The following is a 23,880-nucleotide window of genomic DNA, read 5'->3' on the forward strand; positions in this document are numbered from 1 at the left end:
ACTATCGTTTTATCACCGACTCGATGCGCGAGATCAGGTTCACACCCTCGGAATAGACGTCGCCCATGCGGGCCGACTCCACGGGCGAGTACTGCGCCTCGTCGCACTGGGTGATGATGGCCGTGAACCGCTGCGAATCCTCGGACGAAACGCCGCGCTTGTGCAGCTCCTCGCGGACATTTTCTTTCGTAAGGTTGGCCACCGGAATGTTGAACTTGTCACTCATGTAGCCCCACAGCGCCCGCAGCATCTCCTCGTAAAAGGCGTGGCGGTTCTGCTCCTCCATATAACGCTTGGCGGCGCGGAAGCGCTGCACGGCGACCTTGTTGGCCCGCTTGCCGCGCACGAGGGCGACATTCTGCGATTCGCGGATCTGCCTCCGCAGGGCGATGTAGATCATGGCGAACAGCACGAGGACGCCTACCAGCAGAATCCAGTAAGCCGCGCTGAAGATGAACGGCACCCGCTCCGAGCGCAACTGCGCCCCGCCCAGCTTGATGAAGCGGATGTCCTGCCCCAGCAGTTTGACCTCCTCCTTCGACATGCCGCGGCCCTGCATCACCACCGCATCGCCGCTGCCGCCGCCGCGGGTATCGGGCGTGATCTCGAGCGTCAGCGGCTTCGACTTCAGCGTCACATACTGCATCCGCTGGGGATCGAAGAAGGTGAACTCGACGGGCTCGAGGTCGTAAGTGCCTTCGGCGCGCGCAATGAAGGGATATTCGAACTGACGGTAGCCGGAGATGCCCGACGACGAGGCATTGATCGACTCGGTGGTTTTGACGTTATACTGCTCGAACGAGGTCGGGAGCGGCAGTTTCGGAGCCTGCACGAAAGTGAGGTTGCCCGTGCCGGAAATCTTCACCGTAACGGTCGCGCCCGAGTTGGCCGCGATGCGTTCCGAGGGGAACTGGGCATCCATCGTAAAGTTGCCCACGGCACCGCTGAAGCTGGCCGGAGCACCCGCCGGGAGCGCTTTCACGCTGACCGAGGCCCGCTGGCTCTGCACCTTGCGGGGCACGTTGAAGACCTCGCGGCCGCTCCCGAAGAAGGGATCGGCATTGCGGCTCTGCACCACGACCTGCGCCACGACGGTCATCTCCACGGGGTCGATCGAGAGCGTCCCCACCTGCTGCGGATAGAGCAGGTAGTCGTACAGCACGCGCGTCTCGTAGACCTTGCCGTTGTAGGTTTCACGCCCCACGCGGGCCCCATTGGGATCGCTCAGATCCTGCGACCAGAAGCCGTTGAACGAAGGAGCCGATTCGGGCACAAGGTTCACATAGGGGACGCGGGTGTAGAGTTTGAAAGCCACATGCAGCGGTTCGTTCTTGTAGACCGACGAGCGCGACACGACGGCCCGCAGCAGGATGTCGTCCTTGCCGATCTGACTCTGGGCGTCGCCCTGCGCATCGTCTGGACGGCGCGAGCCGCCCTGCTGTTGCTGCGCCCGGGAGCCTTCGCCCTCGTTCACGATCTCGACGGGCAGCGGCCGGGTCCGGTAAGTCGTACCGTCGACCCTGACCTCCGCAGCCCCGACGGTCACGTTGCCCGCAGCCTGCGGCAGCAGCACGAAGGTGTAGGTATAGCTGACGCTCTTGGTCATCGAGCCGTTGACGATCTGGACCGACGAACCCTGCGAAATGGCAGGTCCGGCCAGCACATCGAACCCCTCGAACGAAGGCGCCTTGAAAGTATCGTCGTCGGGTTTGGCGTTCAGCGCGAACTCCACGCGGAACGGCTCACCGGCGGCGACCGTCAGGGGCGAATTGGCCTCAAAAGTAACCTTCTCGGCAGCGTATGCCGAGAAGACCGCCAGCACGAGAAGTGCCGTCAGGGATATTTTCGTAAAAAAACCTCTCATTGAGCTTGCCATAAAATCGTTCGTACGGTTTTACAACGTAAAGTTTTGCCTGTTAGTATCTATGCAAACAGATTTTACGCATATATTCCATGTACCGGCTGTCCCAGCAGTACATGGTCAAAATCCCGACCTATTTTAGTGCTTGAAATCGGCGAAGAAGTCGTTCCCCTTGTCATCGACGATGATGAACGCGGGGAAGTCCTCGACGTAGATCTTGCGCACGGCCTCCATACCCAGCTCGGGGAAGTCGACGACCTCGACCGACTTGATGGAGTTCTTCGCCAGAATCGCGGCGGGACCGCCGATCGAACCCAGATAGAAACCTCCGTGGGCCTTGCAGGCGTCGGTCACCTGCTGCGTGCGGTTGCCCTTGGCCACCATCACCAGCGAACCGCCGTGCTCTTGGAACAGGTTCACATAGGGGTCCATGCGCCCGGCCGTCGTGGGGCCGAACGAACCCGAAGCCATGCCCTGCGGCGTCTTGGCCGGACCGGCGTAGTAGACCGGGTGTTTCTTGAAGTACTCGGGCATCGGCTTGCCCTCGTCGAGCATCTGCTTGATGCGGGCGTGTGCGATGTCGCGGGCGACGATCAGCGTACCGCGCAGGTTCAGGCGCGTCTTGATCGGGTATTTCGTCAGGATCGCACGCACCTTGTCCATGCCCTCGTCGAGGTCGATGTCCACGGCCGGCGACATGCCGGGAGCCTCCTTCGGCAGGAAGCGCGCGGGGTTCTTCTCCAGTTCCTCGAGGAAAATGCCCTCGGGCGTGATCTTGGCCTTGATGTTGCGGTCGGCCGAGCAACTGACGCCGATGGCCACGGGGCACGAAGCCGCATGGCGCGGGGCGCGGATCACGCGCACGTCGTGCACAAGATATTTGCCGCCGAACTGGGCGCCGACGCCGCTCTCCTGACAGATTTTCAGCACCTTCTCCTCCCACTCGAGGTCGCGGAAGCAGCGGCCGCCCTCACTGCCCGAGGTGGGCAGTTCGTCGAGGTAACCGGCCGAAGCCTTCTTCACCGTCGAGAGGCACATCTCGGCCGATGTGCCGCCGATGCAGAGTGCGAGGTGGTAGGGCGGGCAGGCCGACGTACCGAGGTCGAAGATATGCTGCTGGATGAATTTCGTGAGCGACTCCTCGTTCAAGAGCGCCTTGGTCTGCTGGTAGAGGAACGTCTTGTTGGCCGAGCCGCCGCCCTTGGTGATGAAGAGGAATTCGTACTCCATGCCGGGCTTGCCGCCGTAGATGTCGATCTGGGCCGGGAGGTTCGTGCCGGAGTTCTTCTCCTCGGTCATCGTAAAGGGAACCACCTGCGAATAGCGCAGGTTGCGATCCTTATAAGTTTCGTAAACGCCCCGGGCGATGCACTCGGCATCGTCGGCGCCCGTCCAGACGTCCTCGCCCTTGTGACCGATGCAGATGGCCGTGCCGGTGTCCTGACAGGTCGGAAGCTCGCCTTCGGCCGAGACGACCTGATTCAGCAGCATCGTGTAGGCCACGAACTTGTCGTTGTCGGTGGCTTCGGGGTCCTCGAGGATATGGCGCAGTTTTTCGAGGTGCGCGGCGCGCAGGTAGAACGACACGTCGGCATAGGCCTCCTTCGAAAGCAACTCGAGGCCCTTGGGATCGACCTTGAGGATTTTGCGGCCGTCGCACTCCACGACTTTCACATACTCTTTGGTCAAAAGACGGTACTTGGTTTTGTCGTCCTGAATCGGAAACGGCTCCTGATAGATAAATTCTGCCATGATCGTATTTGTTTGTTGTTTGCTTGCGGTGGATAATTCATGCAAAAGTACAAAAAACAATCCGGATTGCGCAACTATTTTCCGCCGGCTGTTATTTTTTTCACAAAAAGCGTCCGTTATTTAGAATTTTTAGTAAATTTGTACGGTTTTTTGAGAGCAAATTTCACTAACATTCTAATATTATGGTATCGTACAAAGATCTGGGCCTCGTGAACACGCGCGACATGTTCGCCAAGGCCATCAAAGGCGGTTATGCCATCCCGGCATTCAACTTCAACAACATGGAGCAGATGCAGGCCATCATTCAGGCCTGCGTGGAGGCTTCCTCGCCCGTGATCCTGCAGGTTTCGGCAGGCGCACGCAAATACGCCAACCAGACCCTGCTGCGCTACATGGCCCAAGGCGCCGTCGAGTATGCCAAGGAGTTGGGCAAGAACATTCCCATCGTCCTGCACCTCGACCACGGCAACTCGTTCGAGCTCTGCAAGAGCTGCATCGACATGGGCTTCTCGTCGGTGATGATCGACGGTTCGCACCTCCCCTACGACGAGAACGTGGCGCTCACCAAGCAGGTCGTGGATTATGCACACCAGTTCGACGTAACGGTCGAGGGTGAGCTGGGCGTACTGGCAGGCGTGGAGGACGAGGTTTCGGCCGAGCACCACACCTACACGCGTCCCGAGGAGGTCGTGGATTTCGTATCGAAGACCGGCGTGGATTCGCTGGCCATCTCGATCGGCACCTCGCACGGCGCCAACAAGTTCAAGCCCGAGCAGTGCACCCGCAACGCCGAAGGCGTGCTGGTTCCGCCCCCCTTGCGTTTCGACATCCTCAAGGAGATCGAGAAGCAGATCCCGGGTTTCCCCATCGTACTGCACGGATCGTCGTCGGTGCCTCAGGAGTACGTCCACATCATCAACACCCACGGCGGTGCGCTGAAGGATGCCGTAGGTATTCCCGAGGAGCAGCTCCGCGAGGCCGCCAAGAGCGCCGTCTGCAAGATCAACATCGACTCGGACGGCCGTCTGGCAATGACCGCCGCCGTGCGCAAGATCTTCGTCGACCAGCCCGCCGAGTTCGACCCCCGCAAGTATCTGGGTCCGGCCCGCGACGAGCTGAAGAAGCTCTACAAGCACAAGTGCGAGAACGTCCTCGGATCGGCCGGCAAGGCTTAATCCGAAGGATTCCAATCAAAAAAACGGAGGTGAAAACCTCCGTTTTTTTGTTATCTATCCGACAGTCACCCGGAACCGGCACTCCGAATCCCCCGCCAGAACGGTCCGGAGGGTCTCCACCCGGACGGTCTTGTCGGGAATCAGCTCCCCGTAGACATAAAGGATGCTCTGGCGGGAGCACTCGCAGTGGGTCGGGGCGTTGACGAATCCGGCCTCGACCTGCGGACAGAGGCACCGGGGATAGCCGATCTCATAAACCCGTCCCGGTTCGACGATGTCGGCAAAGAAGTACTCCGAGCGGTTGTATTTCGCATACTGCCGGTCGAGGTCGCAGCCGCACTCCTCGAACTGCCTGCGGAGCTCCGTCAGAACGGCGTCTTTCACACAATTGACGGCACTCGGCCGGTAAAGTTTTTCGCGCACGTCGGCCGGAAGTTTTCCGACAGTCTCCTCCAGAATCCGGTAGAAAGCCTGCGCCTGCTGCAAATTATAGTCTTCCATAGTCATCGATTTTCATTCGTTTGCTCCGCCTCGCCGCCGACGTACTTTTCCACAAAAGCCTTCACTCGGCGTGTGTACTCCTCGCGGTTGTCGCGGTAAGCGACGGCATGCGCGGCACCCGGCACCACCCACAGCTCCTTTTCGCCCGGCTTGGCCTCGTAAAGCGGATAGACCATCCGCGTGGGGACATAACCGTCGGCGTCGCCGTGGATGAACAGCATCGGCAGCCGGCATTTCGCCACCTGCTTCAGCGACGAAGCCTCGCGGAAGTTCCAGCCGTATTTCAGATCGCACAGCCAGCTCGCCACATCGAGCAGCGGAAAGGCCGGCAGCCCGAACTGCTCCTTCAACTCCTTGGCGAACTGATCCCGGACGCTCGTGTAACCGCAGTCCTCGACGAAGCATTTCACATAGGGCCGCTGCTCCTCGCCCGAAACCATCATCGTCGTCGCGGCGCCCATCGAGATGCCGTGGACCACCATCCGCGTATCGCCGCCGAAGATGTCGTTGGCGATCTCCATCCACCGCAGTACGTCGAGGCGATCCTTCCACCCCATCCGGATGGCCCGGCCCTCGCTCTGCCCGTGGTAGTAAAGGTCCGGCAGCAGGATATTGTAACCCAGATCGTGGTTATAGAGATAGCCGATCATCAGCATCCGCACGGCGTTGTCGGTGTAACCGTGGACGATCACCGCCGTCCGGTCCGTCGGACGGGGAGCCGCCGCATACATCGCGTGCAGCCGCTCGCCCTCCGCGCCGAGGATCACCGTATCGCGCAATGCCCCCGTGCGTTCGAGGCTGTCGACCCACGGTCGCAGGAAGGGGTATTCGGCATACATATATTTATAAGAGGAGGCATTTTTCGCCTCCATCGTCGCGTCGGGCGTCAGCGAATAGGAGAGCATATAGAGACCGCCTCCCACAAGGGCGGCCGCCAACAGCAGTAAAAAGAGGAGAAGACTCCGGACGATGCGTTTCATGGCTTACTCCGCAGCAAGTTTCGTGCGGATGTGCGCCAGCATGTCGTCGGTCATGCGCGAAAGATCCCACTCGGGTTTCCAGCCCCACTCCTTGCGGGCGCAGGTGTCGTCCAGCGAATTGGGCCAGCTCTCGGCAATCTCCTTCTTCACGGGGTCGACATTGTAGTCCATCGTGAACGCGGGCAGCCGCTTCTTGATCTCGGCGCAGATGATCTCCGGCGTGAAGCTCATCGAGGCGAGGTTGAAGCTGTTGCGGTGGATCAGTTTCGTGGGGTCGGCCTCCATCAGTTCGACGCAGGCGCGCAGGGCGTCGGGCATGTAGATCATGTCCATGTAGACGTCGGACGGCACCGGGCAGGTGAATTTTCCCGAGCGGATGGCCTCGTAGTAAATCTCCACGGCATAGTCCGTCGTACCGCCGCCGGGCAGCGTGACGCTCGAAATGATGCCCGGGAAGCGCACCGAACGGGTGTCGACACCATATTTGTGATGGTAATAGTTTCCGAGCAGTTCGCCCGTGACCTTGCAGATGCCGTAGATGGTCGTGGGCTGCATGATCGTGTCCTGCGGAGTTCCATCCTTGGGCGACGAGGGGCCGAAAGCACCGATCGACGATGGGGTGAACAGCGCGCAGTGGTGCTGGCGGGCCACCTCGAGCGAGTTGTTGAGCGCCCCCATGTTGACGTTCCAAGCCATCTGGGGATTGCGCTCGCCGACGGCCGACAGCAGGGCCACGAGGTTGAAGATCGTATCGATGTGGTAACGGGCCACCACCGAAGCCATGGCCGTCGCGTCGAGGGCGTTCAGCACCTCGAAAGGCCCGTCCTCGGACAGCGTCCGGCACTCACGCATGTCGGTGGCCACGACGTTCGCACCGCCGTAAATCCCGCGCAGAAAAACTGTCAGCTCGGAACCGATCTGGCCTCCGGCGCCTACTATCAGGATACGTTTCATTTGCATTTTATTATGATTCGGAAGTAAAGATAGAAAATAATTGTGAAATGTGAACAAATTTTTGGTCTTTTCATTTTTCTTGTGTACTTTTGCACCACTCAATGCGAGAAGTTGCTGTCATAGCTCAGTGGTAGAGCACTTCCTTGGTAAGGAAGAGGTCCCGGGTTCAAGTCCCGGTGACAGCTCAAAATCGAAAGCGGTGGTTCCGTCGGAACTACCGCTTTTGTTTTGTACTCTTTTCCGTTTCAGGACAACTTCGCAATCAAATAGGACTAACAGCGTAACCCCCGGGGGCGTAACTTTGCAGCATAAATTTTTCCTATCATGCGCATTCATGTCAATCCCGCCTCGGAACGCCTGCGGAGTTTCACGGAGCTCCTCCCCGAACAGTTCGGGGCCGGCGGCGAGGTTCTGCATACCGGACGCAACACGATCAAGGCCTTCGATGTCGGGGGTGAACGGATCGTGGTCAAGCGTTTCCGCCGCCCGAACCTGTTCCAAGCCTTCATCTACACCTTTTTCCGCCGGAGCAAGGCCCGCCGCTCCTACGAACACGCCGTGCGGCTGCGGGCGCTGGGCGTCGACTCGCCCGAACCCATCGCGTGGAGCGAATACCGCCATCACGGTTTGCTGCGCGACAGCTACTATGTTTCGCGCTACTCCGATTACACGCCGCTGTCGCAGACCACCGAACATTTCCCCGGGGCCGGAACACTGCCCGTACTGGAAGCCTTCGCCCGCTTCGCCGTACAGCTCCACGAGCAGGGAATCGAGCACCGCGACTTCAACCACGGCAACGTCCTCTGGCGCCGCGACACGGTGACGGGCACCATTTGCTTCCAACTGATCGACATCAACCGCATGCGGTTCGCCGACCGGCCGCTGCGGCCCCGCGTCTGCATGGTCAACCTGCGGCGGCTCTCCTGCCCCGCCGTGGCGTTCCTCTTCATCCTCGACCGCTATGCCGAGGCCCGGGGCTGGAACATCGACGACACGCTGCTGCAAGGCACCTTTTTCCGCCTCGCTTTCGGGCGCCGCAAGGAACTGCGCAAGCGCTTCAAGCACCGCAAACGCTGATTTTCCGCAAAAAAACAGTCCCGGCGTTTGGTTTTACGGATTATTTCGCTACATTTGCCGATGATAAACGCTATCGAGACATGAGAGCATACGGTTTTGCATACTATTTTTATTACTTTTTCTTTTATAGCAAGGGAAAAAGCGGGGTCGCGTGCAATTAACTGTATGAAATAGGAATATAGATTAATGATGATACGAAAATCCCGCTCGGCCGAGCGGGATTTTTCTTTTTCAAACCAAACTATGGAACAGATCGCAATACAGGGCATCGCAGGATGCTACCACGAAACGGCAGCACGCCGCTACTTCAACGACCGGCAGATCGGTATCCTCCCCTGCCTGAGTTTCGACGAGCTGTTCGCCCGGATGGCGGCAAACCCCTCCCTGCTGGGCATCGCGGCCATCGAGAACACCATCGCAGGCAGTCTGCTCCCCAACCACGAACTGTTGCAGCAGAGCCGCGCACGGATCATCGGCGAACAGAAACTCCGCATCTCGCATGTGCTGGCCGCACTGCCCGGACAGACGCTCGGCCAGATCGGCGAGGTCCACTCCCACCCGATCGCCCTGATGCAGTGCGGCGACTTCCTCAAAGCCCATCCTGCGATGAAGATCGTCGAACGCGACGACACCGCCGGCAGCGCCCGGGAGATCGCCGAGGGCCGCCTCGCAGGAACGGCCGCCATCTGCGGCGCCGACGCGGCGGAACTCTACGGGCTCGAAATCCTCAGCCGCGGAATCGAGACCAACAAACACAACTTCACGCGCTTCCTGCTTCTGGCCGACGAAAGCCGCGCCGCCGCCTTCGCCGACCCCGCCAACACGAACAAAGCCTCGCTGCTGTTCACCCTTTCGCATACGCAGGGAAGCCTCTCGAAAGTGCTTACCGTCCTCTCGTTCTACGACATCAACCTCACCAAAATACAGTCGCTGCCGATCATCGGGCGCGAATGGGAGTACCGCTTCTACGTCGACGTTACGTTCGACGACCCGGTGCGCTACCGGCAGGCCGTCGATGCCGCCCGGCCCCTCACCAGCGATTTCCGCATTCTGGGCGAATACGCCGAATGCCCCAACCCCGCAATTTAAGACAAATCGAAAACTATAAAATCAACTCATCATGAACGACATTCAACCCATCACACTCCCCGGGGTCGATCCCCGGCGGCCTCTGATCATCGCAGGTCCCTGCAGCGCCGAAACCGAAGAACAGGTCATGGAAACGGCCCGTGCGCTGGCCGCAGAGGGCTTTCACATCTACCGCGCCGGGCTGTGGAAACCCCGCACCAAGCCGGGAGGATTCGAGGGCGTAGGCACGGCGGGCATCGCATGGCTCCAGCGCGTGAAGCGTGAAACGGGCATGTACACCGCCACCGAAGTCGCCACCCGCGAACACGTCGCCGCAGCGCTGAAAGGCGGTATCGATCTGCTCTGGATCGGGGCCCGCACGGCGGCCAATCCCTTCGCCATGCAGGAGATCGCCGACGCCCTGCGCGGAGCGGACGTCCCGGTACTGGTGAAGAACCCCGTGAGCCCCGACCTCGAACTGTGGATCGGCGCCATCGAGCGCATCTACAACGCCGGCATCCGCCGTATCGGAGCCATCCACCGCGGTTTTTCGTCGATCGACAAGAACCTCTACCGCAACCACCCGCTGTGGGCCGTGCCCATCGAGCTGCACCGCCGCCTGCCGGCCCTGCCGATCTTCTGCGATCCCAGCCACATCGGCGGCAAACGCGAACTGATCGCCCCGCTCTCGCAGCAGGCCATGGACCTCGGGTTCGACGGACTGATCATCGAGTCGCACTGCATGCCCGACTGCGCATGGAGCGACAAGGCCCAGCAGGTGACGCCCGACGCACTGGCCTACATCACCCGCAACCTCGTGATCCGCGACGAGACGATCACCACCGAGAGCCTCACCGAACTGCGTTCGCAGATCGACAAACTCGACGACGAACTGCTGGAGCTGCTGACCCGCCGCATGCGTGTCTCGCGCGATATCGGCCAGTACAAGAAGGAGCACAACATGCCCGTTCTGCAAACCCAGCGTTACGAGGAGCTGCTGGCACGCCGCGCCGGACAGGCCGAGCAGGTGGGTATGGACCGCGAATTCATGCGCACCGTTCTGCAGGCCATCCACGAGGAGTCGATCCGCCAGCAGATGGAGGTACTGGGCCGGTCCTGACAGGAGGGCTTTTGAAGCCCGAACCATTACATTTCGGTTAAATATCCCCGGGAGGCGTGTAACATCCGTGAATGTTGCGTAATTTTGACACGGATTCAAACCCGAATTTATGGCAAAACACAAAATCCTTGTGGTCGACGACGAAGAGTCGCTGTGCGAGATCCTGCAATTCAACCTCGAAGTAGAGGGCTATGAGGCCGACGTGGCGTACAGCGCCGAGCAGGCCCTCGGAATGCACCCCGAGCGTTATTCGCTGATCCTGCTCGACGTCATGATGGGCGAGATGAGCGGCTTCCGGATGGCCCGGCTGCTGAAGGCCGATCCCGCGACGGCAAAGGTCCCGGTGATCTTCTGCACGGCGAAGGACACTGAGGACGACACGGTCGCCGGGCTCAACCTCGGAGCCGACGACTACATCGCCAAGCCGTTCTCGGTGCGCGAAGTGCTGGCCCGCGTCAGAAGCGTCCTGCGCCGCACGGCCGAGGCCCCGGCGGAACGGGAGACGATCGCCTTCGAAGGGCTCGAAATGGACCTTCGGCGCAAGGTCTGCACGCTGGACGGCAAAGAACTGTCGCTCACCAAGAAGGAGTTCGAGATACTGGCCCTGCTGCTCTCGCACCGGGGTGTGATCTTCTCGCGCGAGGAGATGCTGCGCCGCATCTGGAGCGACGAGGTGATCGTGCTGGACCGCACCGTCGACGTCAACATCACGCGTCTGCGCCGCAAGATCGGCCCCTATGGCGAACACATCGTAACACGGCTGGGCTATGGTTACGGCTTTGAGGAATAGGCTCTCCTACCACCGGCGGCTGTTCCTGCTGCTGCTGGTCTTTTCGTGGACGCTGGTGGCATGCTTCGTCCTCTTCCAGTACGGACGCGAGAAGCATTTCAAAGCCGAGCAGCTCAATGCGCAGTTGCAGCTCCTCAACCTGCGGATGCTCGACGCCATAGACGAGGGAACGGCCCCCGAGACTTTCATCGCCGGCCAAAGCAACTCTTTCGGCGACCTGCGCGTGACGGTCATCGGTCGTGACGGGCGCGTCCTGTTCGACAATTCGCTCGACTCGCTGCCCGCCACGAACCACCTCGACCGCCCCGAAGTGGCCGAAGCCGTGGCCCGCGGCACGGGTTACACCATCCGCCGCCACTCCGAGAGCACCCATCGCAACTATTTCTACTCCGCCATGCTCGGCGACGGATACATCGTCCGCACGGCCGTGCCCTACTCCGTACCGCTGAGCGAGGTGCTGGCCGCCGACCGCGAATTCCTCTGGTTCATGCTGGGGGTCACGCTGCTGATGAGCGTCGCGGGGTATTTCGCCACCCGGCGTCTGGGGCAGAACATCACGCGGCTCAACGAATTCGCCCAGCGCGCCGAACGGGGCGAGCGGATCGACGAACGCACGGACTTTCCCCACGACGAACTGGGCGAGATTTCGCAGCACATCATCCGCCTCTATGCGCGGCTGCAGAAGACCACCGCCGACCGCGACCGCGAGCACGCCCTCGCCCTGCACGAGGAGCAGGAGAAGATACGCATCAAGAAACAACTGACGAACAACATCAACCACGAGCTGAAAACCCCCGTGGCGGCGATTCAGGGCTATCTGGAGACCCTGCTGGCCAATCCGGGGCTCGATGCGGAGAAGCGCACGGACTTTCTGGCCAAGAGCGCCGCGCAGACCGAGCGTCTGCGCAACCTGCTGACCGACATCTCGACCATGACGCGCATGGACGAGGCCAGCCAGTTGATCCAAAAAGAGCCCGTGGTGCTCAACGACCTGATCGCCGAAACAGCCGCCGACATGGAGCTGAAGCCCGCCGAACAACGGCTGCGGGTGAACGTCGACTTCCCCCGGCAGGTCGAGGTCGTGGGAAGCCCCTCGCTGCTGGCATCGGTGTTCCGCAACCTCGCGGACAACGCCGCCGCCTACTCCGGAGGCCGCGACATCTTCATCCGTCTCGCGGACGACACCCCCGAGGAGTGCACGATCGTCTTCGCCGACAACGGCATCGGCATCGGCGAGGAGCATCTGCCGCACATCTTCGAGCGCTTCTACCGCATCGACAAGGGCCGTTCGCGCAAGCAGGGCGGCACGGGGCTGGGGCTGGCGATCGTCAAGAACGCCGTGATGATCCACGGCGGCACCATCACCGCCCGCAACCGCGAACGCGGCGGACTGGAGTTCGTATTTACTTTAAAGAAGCACAGTTAGCACAATCCACCAGCTGGCAGCCCGCCCGGCCGTATTCGCAGCCTCCGGCTGCGTTTACAGATTGGACCCACCCCCAAACCCCCGCCTTGGCGGGGGCTTATCGCACGCGGCCGGATTGCCGATGCTTTTCTCCACAGCTCCAGTAATTTTCACCCTGCCGCAACATTGCTGTAACATTATTGTAACATCCGTTTCGGACCTTTGCAACGGTAAAGAAACCGTAACAATTACGAAATCGGATCATCCATGTCCCCACTTTTCACCGCAATCGTCGTCATCTTGGCCATTCTGGCCGTGATGGGTATCGTCGTGGGCGTCGCCAACGACGCCGTCAATTTCCTCAACTCGGCCCTCGGCTCGAAAGTCGCACCGCGCCGCGTGATCCTCTGGGTCGCGGCCGCCGGCATTTTCGTCGGCACGCTCACCTCGAGCGGCATGATGGAGGTCGCCCGCAGCGGCGTCTTCTACCCCGGGCAGTTCTCCTTTCAGGAGATCATGATGCTTTTCTTGGGCATGATGCTGGGCAACGTCCTGCTGCTGGACCTCTACAACACGCTGGGGCTGCCCACCTCGACCACCGTGTCGATGGTCTTCGGACTGCTGGGTGCCGCCGTCGCCGCCGCGCTGTTCCGCATCGCCGGCGACCCGGCATCCTCGCTGCACGACCTCTCGCAGTTCATCAACACAGGCAAGGCCATGGTCATCATCGCGGCGATCCTGCTCTCGGTGGCGCTGGCGTTCGTCGCGGGAACCCTCTTCATGTACATCTCGCGCCTCGTCTTCTCGTTCCGCTACGCCGCCGTCTTCCGCCGCTGGGGCGCCGTATGGTGCGGCATCTCGCTGGCCGGAATCCTCTACTTCGCGCTGTTCAAGGGGTTGAAAAGCTCGGGACTCATTCCGACCTACATCTCGGAGTACGTCGGTGAGCACGTCGTGCTGACGCTCGCGGCTTTCTGGGCCGCGGCGTCGCTCATCCTCTATATTTTCCAGCGCATGCGGCTCAACATCATGCGCATCACCATCCTCTCGGGCACCTTCTCGCTGGCGCTGGCCTTCGCGGGCAACGACCTCGTGAACTTCATCGGAGTGCCGCTGGCCGGTTACGACGCCTGGCGGATCGCCGGCGAGACGGGCAGCGAAACGATGATGATGGGTGCGCTCGAAGGCCCCGCCCGGGCGAACTTCCTGCTGCTGGGAGCCTCGGGCATCATCATGGTGCTGACGCTCTTCTTCTCGAAAAAATCCCAGCACGTCACCGAAACCGAACTTTCGCTCGCCTCGCAGCACGAGGGCGACGAACGCTTCGGCTCGACCCTCATCTCCCGCAGTCTCGTGCGCGCCACGCTGGTGATGAACACCATGTGGACCGGTCTGATTCCGGCGCGGATGCAGAAAGCCATCGACCGCCGTTTCGAACCGCTGCCCGCCGAGGAGCGCTCGTCGGCCCCCTACGACATGATCCGCGCCGTGGTGAACCTCACCGCCGCGTCGATCCTGATCGCCATCGCCACCTCCTACAAACTCCCGCTGTCGACGACCTATGTGGTCTTCATGGTGGCGATGGGATCGTCGCTCGCCGACCGTTCGTGGGGCCGCGAAAGCGCCGTCTACCGCATCACGGGCGTCATGGCCGTAATCTCGGGGTGGTTCATCACGGCGCTCGGCGGATTCCTGATCGCGCTGGCCGTGACGGCCCTGTTGTTGTGGGGCGGCTGGATCGCCGTGGCGGCGCTCACGCTGCTCTGCTTCTGGCTGCTCGTCCGCAGTCACCGCAAGACGCCCGAGCTGAAAGCGGAGGCCGAAAAGGAACTGCTGCCGCTCGACTCCGCCGAGACCCCCGACGAGGTGCTGTGCGCCTGCATCGGCGAGGTCTGCACGACGATGCAGGAGGTCACGCGCATCTACAACCGCACGCTGGTCGCCGTCTTCAAGGAGAACCGCAAGGTGCTGAAAGAGATGGTCCGCGACTCGAACAAACTCTTCGAGGACGCCCGGGCCCGCAAATACAACATCATGCCCACACTGCGCCGCCTGCAACGCTGCGACATCGACACGGGGCATTTCTATGTGCAGGTCACGGACTACCTCTCGGAGGTGACCAAGGCGCTGATCCACATCACGCGGCCCGCATTCGAACACATCGACAACAACCACGAAGGGCTGTCGAAGGAGCAGATCGTCGACCTGATGCGCGTGAACGACCAAGTGGAGGCCATCTTCGACAAGATCAACGACATGTTGGCGACGAAGGACTTCTCGGACCTCGACATGGTGCTCGTGATGCGCGACCAACTCTTCGACACGATCGTCGAGGCGATCAAGAGCCAACTGCGGCGCATCAACAGCAACCCCTCGGGCAGCACCCGCGCCAGCGTGCTCTACCTGACGATCCTCAACGAGACCAAGACGATGATACTCCAGTCGCGGAACCTGCTCAAATCCCAGCATTATTTTCTGGAACAGCAGAAGTAACACGAATGTAACGGGGCCGTCATTTCACTGAAACGACGGCCCCGTATCTTTGCCATGTGAAAACCGGAGAACCGGATTCACAAGTTGGTTTTAGGTTACATAAGTAGGTTAGTGGGAGATGCAGTGACGCGATGTCGCAGCATCTTCGTTTTTTATTTCTCCATATCTTTCAGGTGGATGTCGAGCGCCCGGACGGAAATCTGGATCTCCCAGAGCGAGACGCCCAGCGAAGCGATCAGCAGCAGCAGGGCCGCCCCGAAAACATAAGCCGAAAGGAGGAGCCACCCCACATAGATCAGGAACATCGTCACCACGCAGAGGAACAGGCTCGAGACGCCCAGCGCCTGCATCGAACGGGTGAGGTGGAGCCGCCGGCGCAGGTTGTCGATCTGTGCGCGCGTCACCTTCGAGGGGTGCTGCAAATGCTGCTCTTTGAGCGTGCGCACCAGTTGTGCGTAGGAGAGAAACCGGTTCGTGTAGGCCAGCAGGATCAGCGACACGGCTGAAAACAGCAGCGCGGGAGTCGTCAGAGTCAATTCTTCCATCGTCATCGGGATTTTATGCGGTAAAGATACGCAATTTTGCCGAACGGGAAAGCCGTAAAAGCGCAATATCCGCTTCCGAAGCTCTCCGACCTGCCATCGCCCCCTAAAACCCGGCTTTTAGCCGGGCAGCGGGACCCGGGGGCCGGATGCGCAACACAAACCCCCGGGACGTAATCCGCCGCATCGGTCACAATACGCGCTGCAAAAGCGGGGCCACAACCGCCCGAAATAACGATCGCACCCGAATCCGAACGCCTCCGATACCTGATCGTAGGTATTTTTTCAAAAATTTTAAGAAAATGTAAGCCGCCCTTCGTTATTGTGAAAAAAATAACATATCTTTGCCCTCCGAAAAACGACAATTTCAATCTCAAATCGAACAATAACAAGCTATGGAACTGAACAAAACCTTTATCGACGGGCTTTGGAGCAAGGAAATCAACGTTACGAGCTTCGTGCAGACGAACATCACCCCCTATCTGGGCGACGCCTCGTTCCTTCAGGGACCGACCGAGCGCACGAAACACATCTGGAACCTCTGTCTCAAGGCCCTCGAGGAGGAGCGTCAGCATAACGGCGTCCGTTCGCTGGACAACAAGACCGTTTCGACCATCACCTCGCACAAGGCCGGCTACATCGACCGCGAGAACGAGCTGATCGTGGGTCTGCAAACCGACGAATTGCTCAAGCGCGCCATCAAGCCCTTCGGCGGCATCAACGTCGTGTCGCGCGCCTGCAAGGAGAACGGCGTGGAGGTCGACGAGAAGGTCCGCGACATCTTCACCCACTACCGCAAAACCCACAACGACGGCGTATTCGACGTCTACACCGAGGAGATCCGCTCGTTCCGCTCGCTGGGCTTCCTGACCGGACTGCCCGACAACTACGCCCGCGGCCGCATCATCGGCGACTACCGCCGTCTGGCCCTCTACGGCACCGACCGCCTGATCGAAGCCAAGCAGCAGGACCTGCGCGAGCTCACCGGCCCGATGACCGACGCCCGCATCCGCCTGCGCGAGGAGGTTTCGGAACAGATCAAGGCCCTGAAGGACATCCGCACGATGGGCGAATACTACGGGTTGGACCTCAGCCGCCCGGCGCACTCGGCGCAGGAGGCCGTGCAGTGGGTTTACATGGCTTACCTTGCCGCCGTCAAGGAGCAGGACGGAGCCGCCATGTCGCTGGGTAACGTATCGTCGTTCCTCGACATCTTCATCGAATACGATCTCGCACACGGCACGATCGACGAGTCGTTCGCTCAGGAGCTGATCGACCAGTTCGTCATCAAGCTGCGCATGGTGCGCCACCTGCGCATGCAGTCCTACAACGACATCTTCGCCGGCGACCCGACGTGGGTGACCGAGGCCATCGGCGGACGCTTCAACGACGGCCGCACGAAGGTCACCAAGACCTCGTTCCGCTTTCTCCAGACGCTCTACAACCTCGGCCCTTCGCCCGAACCCAACCTCACGATCCTCTGGAGCCCCGAGCTGCCCGAAGGTTTCAAGGCCTTCTGCGCCAAGGTTTCGGCCGACACCAGCTCGATCCAGTACGAGAACGACGAACTGATGCGCGAAGTCCGCCACTCGGACGACTACGGCATCGCCTGCTGCGTGTCGTTCCAAGACATCGGCCGTCAGATCCAGTTCTTCGGCGCCCGCACCAACTTGGCCAAGGCTCTGCTGCTGGCCATCAACGGCGGCCGCTGCGAGAACACCGGCACGCTGATGGTCAAAGGCATTCCGGCCCTGTCGGAGGGTCCGCTGCGCTTCGAGGAGGTGATGCGCAACTACAAGATGGTGCTCACGGAGATCGCCCGCGTCTACAACGAGGCGATGAACATCATCCACTACATGCACGACAAGTACTACTACGAGAAGGCCCAGATGGCGTTCGTCGACACCGATCCCCGCATCAACCTCGCCTACGGCGTAGCGGGTCTTTCGATCGCCCTCGACTCGCTTTCGGCCATCAAATACGCCAAGGTAACCGCGCGCCGCAACGCCGAGGGGCTCACCGAAGGATTCGACATCGAGGGTGAATTCCCCTGCTACGGCAACAACGACGACCGCGTCGACCATCTGGGCGTGGACCTCGTCTACTACTTCAGCGAGGAGCTCAAGAAACTGCCCGTCTACAAGAACGCCCGCCCGACGCTGTCGCTGCTCACGATCACCTCGAACGTGATGTACGGCAAGAAGACCGGTGCGACGCCCGACGGACGTCTCAAGGGCGTGGCCTTCGCCCCGGGAGCCAACCCGATGCACGGCCGCGACAAGAGCGGTGCCATCGCATCGCTCGCCTCGGTGGCCAAGATGCGCTACCGCGACTCGCAGGACGGCATTTCGAACACCTTCTCGATCGTTCCGAAATCGCTCGGCCCGACGGCCGAGGACCGCGTCGAGAACCTCGTGACGATGCTCGACGGCTACTTCACCAAGGGTGCCCACCACCTGAATGTCAACGTGCTGAACCGCGAGATGCTGGAGGACGCCATGGAGCACCCCGAGAAGTATCCGCAGCTGACGATCCGCGTGTCGGGCTATGCCGTGAACTTCACCAAACTGAGCCGCGAGCACCAGTTGGAGGTCATCAGCCGCAGCTTCCACGAACGGATGTAGCGGCTTAAGAAGCCGCTTTCAGGGGCGAAAGCCGGATTCGCATACCGGACCCTGTCTGCGCCCGAAACCCTTATTCAAAAACAAGGAACAATTATGCTTCGTGTACATTCTTACGAATCGATGGGAACTTTCGACGGGCCGGGACTCCGGCTCGTCGTTTTCCTGCAGGGCTGTAATTTCCGCTGCCTCTACTGCGCCAATCCCGACACGATCGAAGCCGGGGAGGGCAAGTTGACCGACCCCGCGGAGATACTCCGCATGGCCGTCGACCAAAAGCCGTTCTTCGGACGGCGCGGCGGGGGGACCTTCTCGGGCGGAGAACCCACGTTCCAAGCCGCGGAACTCGTTCCGCTGGTCCGCTCGCTGAAAGAGGCCGGCATCCACGTCTGCATCGACTCGAACGGCGGGGTGTGGAACCCGGCGGTCGAGGAGCTGCTGGGGCTGGTCGACTTGGTATTATTGGACGTGAAGCAGGCCGATCCGGAGCGCCACCGCACCCTCACCGGCCGGGAGAACTCCCAGACGCTCCGCACGGCCGCATGGCTCGAAACCCACAGCAAACCCTTTTGGCTGCGCTATGTGCTCGTCCCCGGCTACAGCGACGCCGAGGCCGACATCCGCATGCTGGGCGAACGCCTCGGAGCATACAAGTCGGTCGAGCGGGTCGAACTACTCCCCTACCACACCCTCGGGGTCCACAAATACGAGGCGATGGGGTTGGAATACCGGCTCCGCGACGTGCGGGAGAACACCCCCGAACAGCTCGACCGCGCCGCGGCCCTGCTGCGGGAGTATTTCCCGACGGTCATCGTCAACTGATCCCGTTCCGAAAACGTGAAAACGCCCCGGCTCGACAGCCGGGGCGTTTCCCATTCATATGCGTGCTTCGGGTCAGAACAGCACCGTCAGCAGGATCGGATAGTGGTCGGAAACATACGTCACGCCGTAATTGTCGGTCAGCGTGCGGAACGATACGGCCATCTTCGTATTGCGGTGGAAGATGTGGTCGAGATTGCGGGTCGGCGCCGCCGTTCCCGAACCGAAATTGTTGAAACTGTAAGCGTCCCCCGCAGGAGCGATGTCGCGGCCTACTTTCATCCAGTCCCGGTAAGGCTTCAGCGCCTTCTTGCCGTCGTCGTTGGCCTCCGCGCAGTTCATGTCGCCGACGATGAAGCACATCCCCGACTCACCCGCGAGCTTCTTCATCCGCTCGACATTGAGGTTGGCGCTGTTGATACGCGCCTGGATGTACGGCTCGTTGGGAAAGCTGGAATTGGTGCGCACGGGCATGTGCGTCGAGAGGAACCAGAACTCCTTGCCGGTCTCCTTCTCTTTCAGGTGAACCCAGACTGAAGTCCGCCATTGCGTATCCCCCACATCCCAGCAGCGGGACGGCTCGTCGGGCGTCGGACTGAGGAAAAAATAGCCGTTGTCCACCAGCGCGAACCGGTCCTGACGATAGATCAGACAGGTGTTGCCGCCTTTTCCGTCACCCGTTCCGGGAACCTCCATATAGGCATAGTTCGGGAGGTTGTTCTTCAGGAAGGTCCGCTGTGCCGTGCGCGGTTCCTGCAGGCCGACCACATCGGGCTGGACCGTGTTGATCATCTTCACGACGGCCGCTTTGCGCACTTCCCAGTTCTTATCGCCCTCGTCGTTGGCGCTGTTGTAGCGAACGTTGAACGACATCACTTTCAGGGTGTTCGACGCACCTTTGCCGGGTCCGTCCCCGTCATCCTTGCTCGACGAGCACGCCAGGGCGCACATTGTAATTCCACAAAGCAGATACTTCAGTTTTTTCATAGCTTTTTATAGTTGTTTAGGTTTTAGTCCTTGGTAATGACGATATCGTCGAAGAAATGGCGACCGGTTCCCGTAAAGGTGATCCGGGTGTCCTTCGTGGCTCCCGTAACCTTCACCGAACAATCGTACCAGCGAATATAGTCGGCACACATCCTGTCAGAGGTCGCCTGATCCACCGTAGCCGCAGCCTCGCCAGTCAGCGATCCGGGGAAATAATTCTCCGAGCCCACCGAACCGGCTCCCGAAGCCGTGACCTTGATCTCCAAATTATCGGGTGCGAGGGTCGTGGCACCTACTAACAGCACTGCGGCCTTGAAGTTGACCGTAATATTGGTCGGCGTATCGCCCAGCGACTCCAAAGCGGGGGTTGTCAAACTGCTGGCGGCATCCTTATTGTCCGTTCCGATCCGGACATATCCGGGCATTTCGATAACTCCGTCTCCGGCAACTGTCCATCCCGTCGGAGGCGTATATTTGACGCGCCAACCGGCAAACATCTGCCACGATGGAGCAAAATAGTCGGGGCCCCAGAAACCATCATCGAAACCCTCGGTCAGCACCACATTCTCACCCGACGGCAACTGGCTGCAATGGTAAGCACGCCGTTCATGAGTCTGAAGATAGAAGCCGTTGATAAAGAGCTGTTCATGCGTCGGATCGATCGAGTTACCGGCATTTTGGCACACATTATCCGCCTGCACGATCTTCAGATAGAGGTAACCGCCTTCGGACACGGCATTGCTTTCCGGCAGGTTGAAATAGGCGATGCGGTAACCGAGCGTACCGGCGCTCCCGGCATTCGGGAATATCTCCGTTCCCGGATCTTCATCGGGCCCGATAGGAGTTGTCACTTTGGTACCCGGAATACTATATACTTTCACACCGTCATGCCACGTCATTTCGTCAGTACTCCAAAGCAATTTCCAGTTCTTCGGCAGATTGTCAGCCGCACGGCCGAACCAACCGAAGCCGAAGCGCAGGTTACCCACAATTCGGGAGGTAGCCTTAATTTTAAATACCAACCCGTTATCCTGCCAGTTATTACCTCCCCAACCCGTGGTATAGAGACGGCAGTCATACATATTCGTACCGGCAGCCTTGTTCGTTCCGTAACACCCCCATGTAAAATCGGTCGAAGTGTCGCCGACCTTATAGATCGAATGTCCATTATTATAGGTAACCGTCTTGGTCGCTTGATCGAAAGTAGCATTGCCGATGGTGAAATTCTTCGTGGTTCCCAGTGCATAGAGGTGACCGTCGATCGGCGTAATGGCGTAGACCGTCTCGCCGAAACGGGTGCCGGTCATGCCCGCAAGGTCCTCCATGGCGGTCGGCAGCAGGAACGACGCCCCGGCAAGTCCCTTCACCGGACCGCGCTTCTGCGGCACGGCCGCCGATGCGAACGATGCCGAAGCATAGGTCTTCATCGTGTAGGCAGTCTTGTCCTCCAGTTCGAGCGAAATGCTGCCGCTCATGTTCTTCGTCAAATCACCGTCGACCACCTGCGATTCGGGCAGCGAGACGAGCATCGCCTCGTAGGTCCCGGCCGTCAGGTCGGCCACCGAGACGGCCCGCGCGGCGGGCACTTCGGAAGCGGCTTCGGTCTTGGTCACCTTGTCGGCGGCCGTCGGCGTCACCACCAGCAGTCCGTCGGCATCGGCAGCGAGCCGGGCGTCCTTGACGACCACTTCGACCTGATCGCCCACGGCAAGGCCGTGACCTGCCAGTTTGACGAAGATACCGGCGTCGGCATCCTGCACGGCGAAGCAGTCGGCCGGAACGTTGTCCACAGCCGCCACGCGGCCTTGTATATAATAGTTGTCGCTGATCGTCACCTCTCCGGGGCCCTTCAGGGCGCGGATGGCCGAAACTTCCGCCTTCACGGGATCGTCGGCACTCGGACGCTCGGGTTCACCCTCCACTTCGAGCAGAATGTCGTCGAGGAAGAAACGCACGTCGTCCGTGCTGGAGGCCATGTCGGCCGAAGTGATGGTGATCTCCGTCTCGGGCTTCGCATTGCGCACATAGACCGTGAACGGCTTGAACTCGTTGTTGGCTACGCCCGCAAGCGTACCGCCCTCGACCGTGGCACCGCTCGCGGCGTCGGCCTTCACGACCACGCCGGGATCGGTGGGCTTGCCGTAGGCATCGATCATCGCCGAAGCGAGGAACGTGAGCTTGAGGTCGGACTTCGAAATGCGCATCGCCTCGAAACGCGGCGCCAGTTTGATCGTATAGGCGCCCTGCGTGTAGCGGTTGATGAGCGCCTCGTCGCCGCGGCCCACCTGCAGGAAGCCCGGACGGGTCCAGCAGGAGACCACGCTCACGATACCGGCCTGTTCCTTGGGAAGTGCATAAGTCCCGTCGTTCCACGAGGTCATGAAGTCGAGCGGCAGGTCGATATACGCGGCTTTGGCGTCGATCACGTCGTCGAAACCGGTCGAGAAGACCACTTTGTCGTTGTCCATCGGCGGAACCGCGGTCGGCTCGGCCGAAGCCTTCGTGATGCAGAACGCACTCTGGTAAGCCACGGTCTTGTTCGTTGCCGAGGTACTCGCCTTGGCGCCGTCGGTGCAGCGGTGGCGAATCCACAGTTTGCCGCCGGCCGGAATCTTCTTGTCTGCCGGAATGGTGAAGTCGATCGTCTTCCAGGTGGCGTCCGAAGCTCCGCCGGAGCAGGTGCCGTCGAATTCGGTCCAGTTCTCACCGTCGGCGCTCCACTCGAAGACCCACGCATGACCAGCGTTCTGAGTACCGTCGCGGCGGCTGCCGTAGGAGTAGCGCAGGTCGCCCGAAAGCTCCTCCTTCACCGGAATCTCGAGCTGCAGGGCATCGCCCGTCTCCCACGACCCGATGACCACGCCACGCTGGAAGTACCAGTTCGTCGTGGGGTTGGTGTGGGTCTTGGTGCTGAACTCCAGATTCACGGGCGAACCCGTCCGGCGCAGGATCATGCCGTCGTCGAAGTAGCAGGCCGCTCCTTCTATAAAGGCATTGTCCAGCGTGAGGCTGGCGTCGATGCTGAACCGCTGGGCGATCGGGAAATCATACCCGTCGCCGCCGCCGACCGTGCCGGCTCCCTGCGAGAGCAGGATCGAAGCCGTCGAGGACTCCGAATCGGTGGTCACGTTCACATAAGCCGAACGGCCGCTGGTCGAGCGGTTGCGGGCCACGGTGAGCTGCACCGCAGTATTACCCATGCCGGTGCTCTCGTTGGGAAGCACCCAGCGAATCGATTCGCCCGTGGCGGCATCGACGAATTCGAGATGCCAGTAGGCGTTGCTGGTCACATTGAGGGTCAGCACCTCGCCCTCGCCGGAGGCGGTCAGGCTTTGCTGCTGAATCCCCACCCGGCCGACGCTGTCCACTTCCGGATCGTCGGTGCAGGAAGTCCCGGCAGCCAGCAGAGCCGCCGCCGTGCATATCCATAACAAATACTTTTTCATAACTGTGAGATAAGGTTCGTTTAAGGTTTCAACAATCCGGACGCTGAAATGCGGGAGCATCCCCGGCCCGGCGGTCCTCGTTACATTTGGGTGACATTCAACGAAAAAATTCAAAAAAAATCGTCTTTTCTTTGGAATATCAAATATTACATTTATTTTTGTACCACACCAAACCACACTAATCCGTCCATCCTATCTGTTGTGTGGTGTGGTGTACAGCGCAAATATACTACTAATTCTAAAAAGATGAAAAAAAGTTACGATGAATTTCAAAGAAAGTGTGATTTTC

At 60.3% G+C, this 23,880-nt stretch carries 17 protein-coding genes and 1 tRNA gene; 10 read left to right on the forward strand and 8 right to left on the reverse strand.

The window, feature by feature from the left end:
- Position 1: 1 nt before the first annotated feature.
- Together BN5935_RS02825 and BN5935_RS02830 are read right to left on the reverse strand one after the other, a co-directional pair.
- The gene (locus tag BN5935_RS02825; RefSeq protein WP_394330945.1) at positions 2-1,876 is read right to left on the reverse strand and encodes a BatD family protein; all 1,875 of its coding nucleotides are present in this window, start codon (positions 1,874-1,876) and stop codon (positions 2-4) included.
- A 123-nt stretch (positions 1,877-1,999) separates the two neighbouring features.
- Positions 2,000-3,613, reverse strand: coding sequence for a fumarate hydratase (locus tag BN5935_RS02830; RefSeq protein WP_064974759.1), 1,614 nt, complete (start codon positions 3,611-3,613; stop codon positions 2,000-2,002).
- A gap of 182 nt (positions 3,614-3,795) precedes the next feature.
- Between BN5935_RS02830 and BN5935_RS02835 the strand changes: the two genes are divergently transcribed.
- A complete protein-coding gene (locus BN5935_RS02835) occupies positions 3,796-4,788 on the forward strand; it encodes a class II fructose-bisphosphate aldolase (protein ID WP_064974760.1) in 993 nt (330 codons plus the stop codon).
- Positions 4,789-4,842: 54 nt separating this feature from the next.
- Here the strand turns inward: BN5935_RS02835 and BN5935_RS02840 are convergent, their stop codons facing one another.
- From BN5935_RS02840 to BN5935_RS02850, 3 genes are read right to left on the reverse strand one after another with little or no spacing between them, the layout of a single operon-like run.
- Positions 4,843-5,289, reverse strand: coding sequence for a hypothetical protein (locus BN5935_RS02840; protein WP_235820990.1), 447 nt, complete (start codon positions 5,287-5,289; stop codon positions 4,843-4,845).
- 2 nt (positions 5,290-5,291) lie between these two features.
- The gene (locus BN5935_RS02845; RefSeq protein WP_064974762.1) at positions 5,292-6,269 is read right to left on the reverse strand and encodes an alpha/beta hydrolase; all 978 of its coding nucleotides are present in this window, start codon (positions 6,267-6,269) and stop codon (positions 5,292-5,294) included.
- Between the two features lie 3 nt (positions 6,270-6,272).
- Positions 6,273-7,223: an NAD-dependent epimerase/dehydratase family protein gene (locus tag BN5935_RS02850; protein ID WP_064974763.1), complete on the reverse strand. Its 951-nt coding sequence runs from the start codon at positions 7,221-7,223 to the stop codon at positions 6,273-6,275.
- A 113-nt stretch (positions 7,224-7,336) separates the two neighbouring features.
- Between BN5935_RS02850 and BN5935_RS02855 the strand changes: the two genes are divergently transcribed.
- The 7 genes from BN5935_RS02855 to BN5935_RS02885 all read left to right on the forward strand — a co-directional run bounded on the left by BN5935_RS02855 (position 7,337) and on the right by BN5935_RS02885 (position 15,176).
- Positions 7,337-7,408 (forward strand) — tRNA-Thr (locus tag BN5935_RS02855).
- A gap of 139 nt (positions 7,409-7,547) precedes the next feature.
- Complete coding sequence (locus BN5935_RS02860; RefSeq protein WP_064974764.1) at positions 7,548-8,300, forward strand: lipopolysaccharide kinase InaA family protein; 753 nt, start codon at positions 7,548-7,550, stop codon at positions 8,298-8,300.
- A gap of 243 nt (positions 8,301-8,543) precedes the next feature.
- The gene (locus tag BN5935_RS02865) at positions 8,544-9,389 is read left to right on the forward strand and encodes a prephenate dehydratase (RefSeq protein WP_064974765.1); all 846 of its coding nucleotides are present in this window, start codon (positions 8,544-8,546) and stop codon (positions 9,387-9,389) included.
- A 31-nt stretch (positions 9,390-9,420) separates the two neighbouring features.
- Complete coding sequence (locus tag BN5935_RS02870) at positions 9,421-10,488, forward strand: bifunctional 3-deoxy-7-phosphoheptulonate synthase/chorismate mutase type II (RefSeq protein ID WP_064974766.1); 1,068 nt, start codon at positions 9,421-9,423, stop codon at positions 10,486-10,488.
- A gap of 109 nt (positions 10,489-10,597) precedes the next feature.
- Entirely contained in the window at positions 10,598-11,278 is a 681-nt protein-coding gene (locus BN5935_RS02875; RefSeq protein WP_064974767.1) for a response regulator transcription factor, read from the forward strand.
- Positions 11,256-12,704, forward strand: coding sequence for a sensor histidine kinase (locus BN5935_RS02880; protein ID WP_064974768.1), 1,449 nt, complete (start codon positions 11,256-11,258; stop codon positions 12,702-12,704). Before BN5935_RS02875 ends, BN5935_RS02880 begins: the two co-directional genes overlap by 23 nt.
- 246 nt (positions 12,705-12,950) lie before the next feature.
- A complete protein-coding gene (locus BN5935_RS02885) occupies positions 12,951-15,176 on the forward strand; it encodes an inorganic phosphate transporter (protein ID WP_064974769.1) in 2,226 nt (741 codons plus the stop codon).
- A 152-nt stretch (positions 15,177-15,328) separates the two neighbouring features.
- On the opposite strand, the gene BN5935_RS02890 is transcribed toward BN5935_RS02885, so the two are convergent.
- Complete coding sequence (locus BN5935_RS02890; RefSeq protein ID WP_064976809.1) at positions 15,329-15,721, reverse strand: DUF2721 domain-containing protein; 393 nt, start codon at positions 15,719-15,721, stop codon at positions 15,329-15,331.
- Between the two features lie 392 nt (positions 15,722-16,113).
- Between BN5935_RS02890 and pflB the strand changes: the two genes are divergently transcribed.
- Together pflB and pflA are read left to right on the forward strand one after the other, a co-directional pair.
- Entirely contained in the window at positions 16,114-18,342 is a 2,229-nt protein-coding gene (gene pflB / locus BN5935_RS02895) for a formate C-acetyltransferase (protein ID WP_064974770.1), read from the forward strand.
- A gap of 93 nt (positions 18,343-18,435) precedes the next feature.
- Complete coding sequence (gene pflA / locus BN5935_RS02900; RefSeq protein WP_082944001.1) at positions 18,436-19,161, forward strand: pyruvate formate-lyase-activating protein; 726 nt, start codon at positions 18,436-18,438, stop codon at positions 19,159-19,161.
- 72 nt (positions 19,162-19,233) lie between these two features.
- Here the strand turns inward: pflA and BN5935_RS02905 are convergent, their stop codons facing one another.
- Positions 19,234-20,145, reverse strand: coding sequence for an endonuclease/exonuclease/phosphatase family protein (locus tag BN5935_RS02905; RefSeq protein ID WP_064974771.1), 912 nt, complete (start codon positions 20,143-20,145; stop codon positions 19,234-19,236).
- 23 nt (positions 20,146-20,168) lie between these two features.
- Complete coding sequence (locus BN5935_RS02910; RefSeq protein ID WP_064974772.1) at positions 20,169-23,591, reverse strand: BACON domain-containing protein; 3,423 nt, start codon at positions 23,589-23,591, stop codon at positions 20,169-20,171.
- Between the last annotated feature and the right edge of the window lie 289 nt (positions 23,592-23,880).

It is taken from the genome of Alistipes provencensis (genome assembly GCF_900083545.1).
Classification (GTDB): Bacteria; Bacteroidota; Bacteroidia; order Bacteroidales; family Rikenellaceae; genus Alistipes; species Alistipes provencensis.

Bases quoted from the DNA above. Each gene is read 5' to 3' on its own strand.
- BN5935_RS02830 (WP_064974759.1), bottom strand. From the start codon at position 3,613: ATGGCAGAATTTATCTATCAGGAGCCGTTTCCGATTCAGGACGACAAA.
- BN5935_RS02840 (WP_235820990.1), bottom strand. From the start codon at position 5,289: ATGGAAGACTATAATTTGCAGCAGGCGCAGGCTTTCTACCGGATTCTG.
- BN5935_RS02860 (WP_064974764.1), top strand. From the start codon at position 7,548: ATGCGCATTCATGTCAATCCCGCCTCGGAACGCCTGCGGAGTTTCACG.
- BN5935_RS02825 (WP_394330945.1), bottom strand. From the start codon at position 1,876: ATGGCAAGCTCAATGAGAGGTTTTTTTACGAAAATATCCCTGACGGCA.
- BN5935_RS02885 (WP_064974769.1), top strand. From the start codon at position 12,951: ATGTCCCCACTTTTCACCGCAATCGTCGTCATCTTGGCCATTCTGGCC.
- BN5935_RS02845 (WP_064974762.1), bottom strand. From the start codon at position 6,269: ATGAAACGCATCGTCCGGAGTCTTCTCCTCTTTTTACTGCTGTTGGCG.
- BN5935_RS02875 (WP_064974767.1), top strand. From the start codon at position 10,598: ATGGCAAAACACAAAATCCTTGTGGTCGACGACGAAGAGTCGCTGTGC.
- pflB (WP_064974770.1), top strand. From the start codon at position 16,114: ATGGAACTGAACAAAACCTTTATCGACGGGCTTTGGAGCAAGGAAATC.
- BN5935_RS02850 (WP_064974763.1), bottom strand. From the start codon at position 7,223: ATGAAACGTATCCTGATAGTAGGCGCCGGAGGCCAGATCGGTTCCGAG.
- BN5935_RS02890 (WP_064976809.1), bottom strand. From the start codon at position 15,721: ATGGAAGAATTGACTCTGACGACTCCCGCGCTGCTGTTTTCAGCCGTG.
- BN5935_RS02910 (WP_064974772.1), bottom strand. From the start codon at position 23,591: ATGAAAAAGTATTTGTTATGGATATGCACGGCGGCGGCTCTGCTGGCT.
- pflA (WP_082944001.1), top strand. From the start codon at position 18,436: ATGCTTCGTGTACATTCTTACGAATCGATGGGAACTTTCGACGGGCCG.
- BN5935_RS02880 (WP_064974768.1), top strand. From the start codon at position 11,256: ATGGTTACGGCTTTGAGGAATAGGCTCTCCTACCACCGGCGGCTGTTC.
- BN5935_RS02835 (WP_064974760.1), top strand. From the start codon at position 3,796: ATGGTATCGTACAAAGATCTGGGCCTCGTGAACACGCGCGACATGTTC.
- BN5935_RS02865 (WP_064974765.1), top strand. From the start codon at position 8,544: ATGGAACAGATCGCAATACAGGGCATCGCAGGATGCTACCACGAAACG.
- BN5935_RS02905 (WP_064974771.1), bottom strand. From the start codon at position 20,145: ATGAAAAAACTGAAGTATCTGCTTTGTGGAATTACAATGTGCGCCCTG.
- BN5935_RS02870 (WP_064974766.1), top strand. From the start codon at position 9,421: ATGAACGACATTCAACCCATCACACTCCCCGGGGTCGATCCCCGGCGG.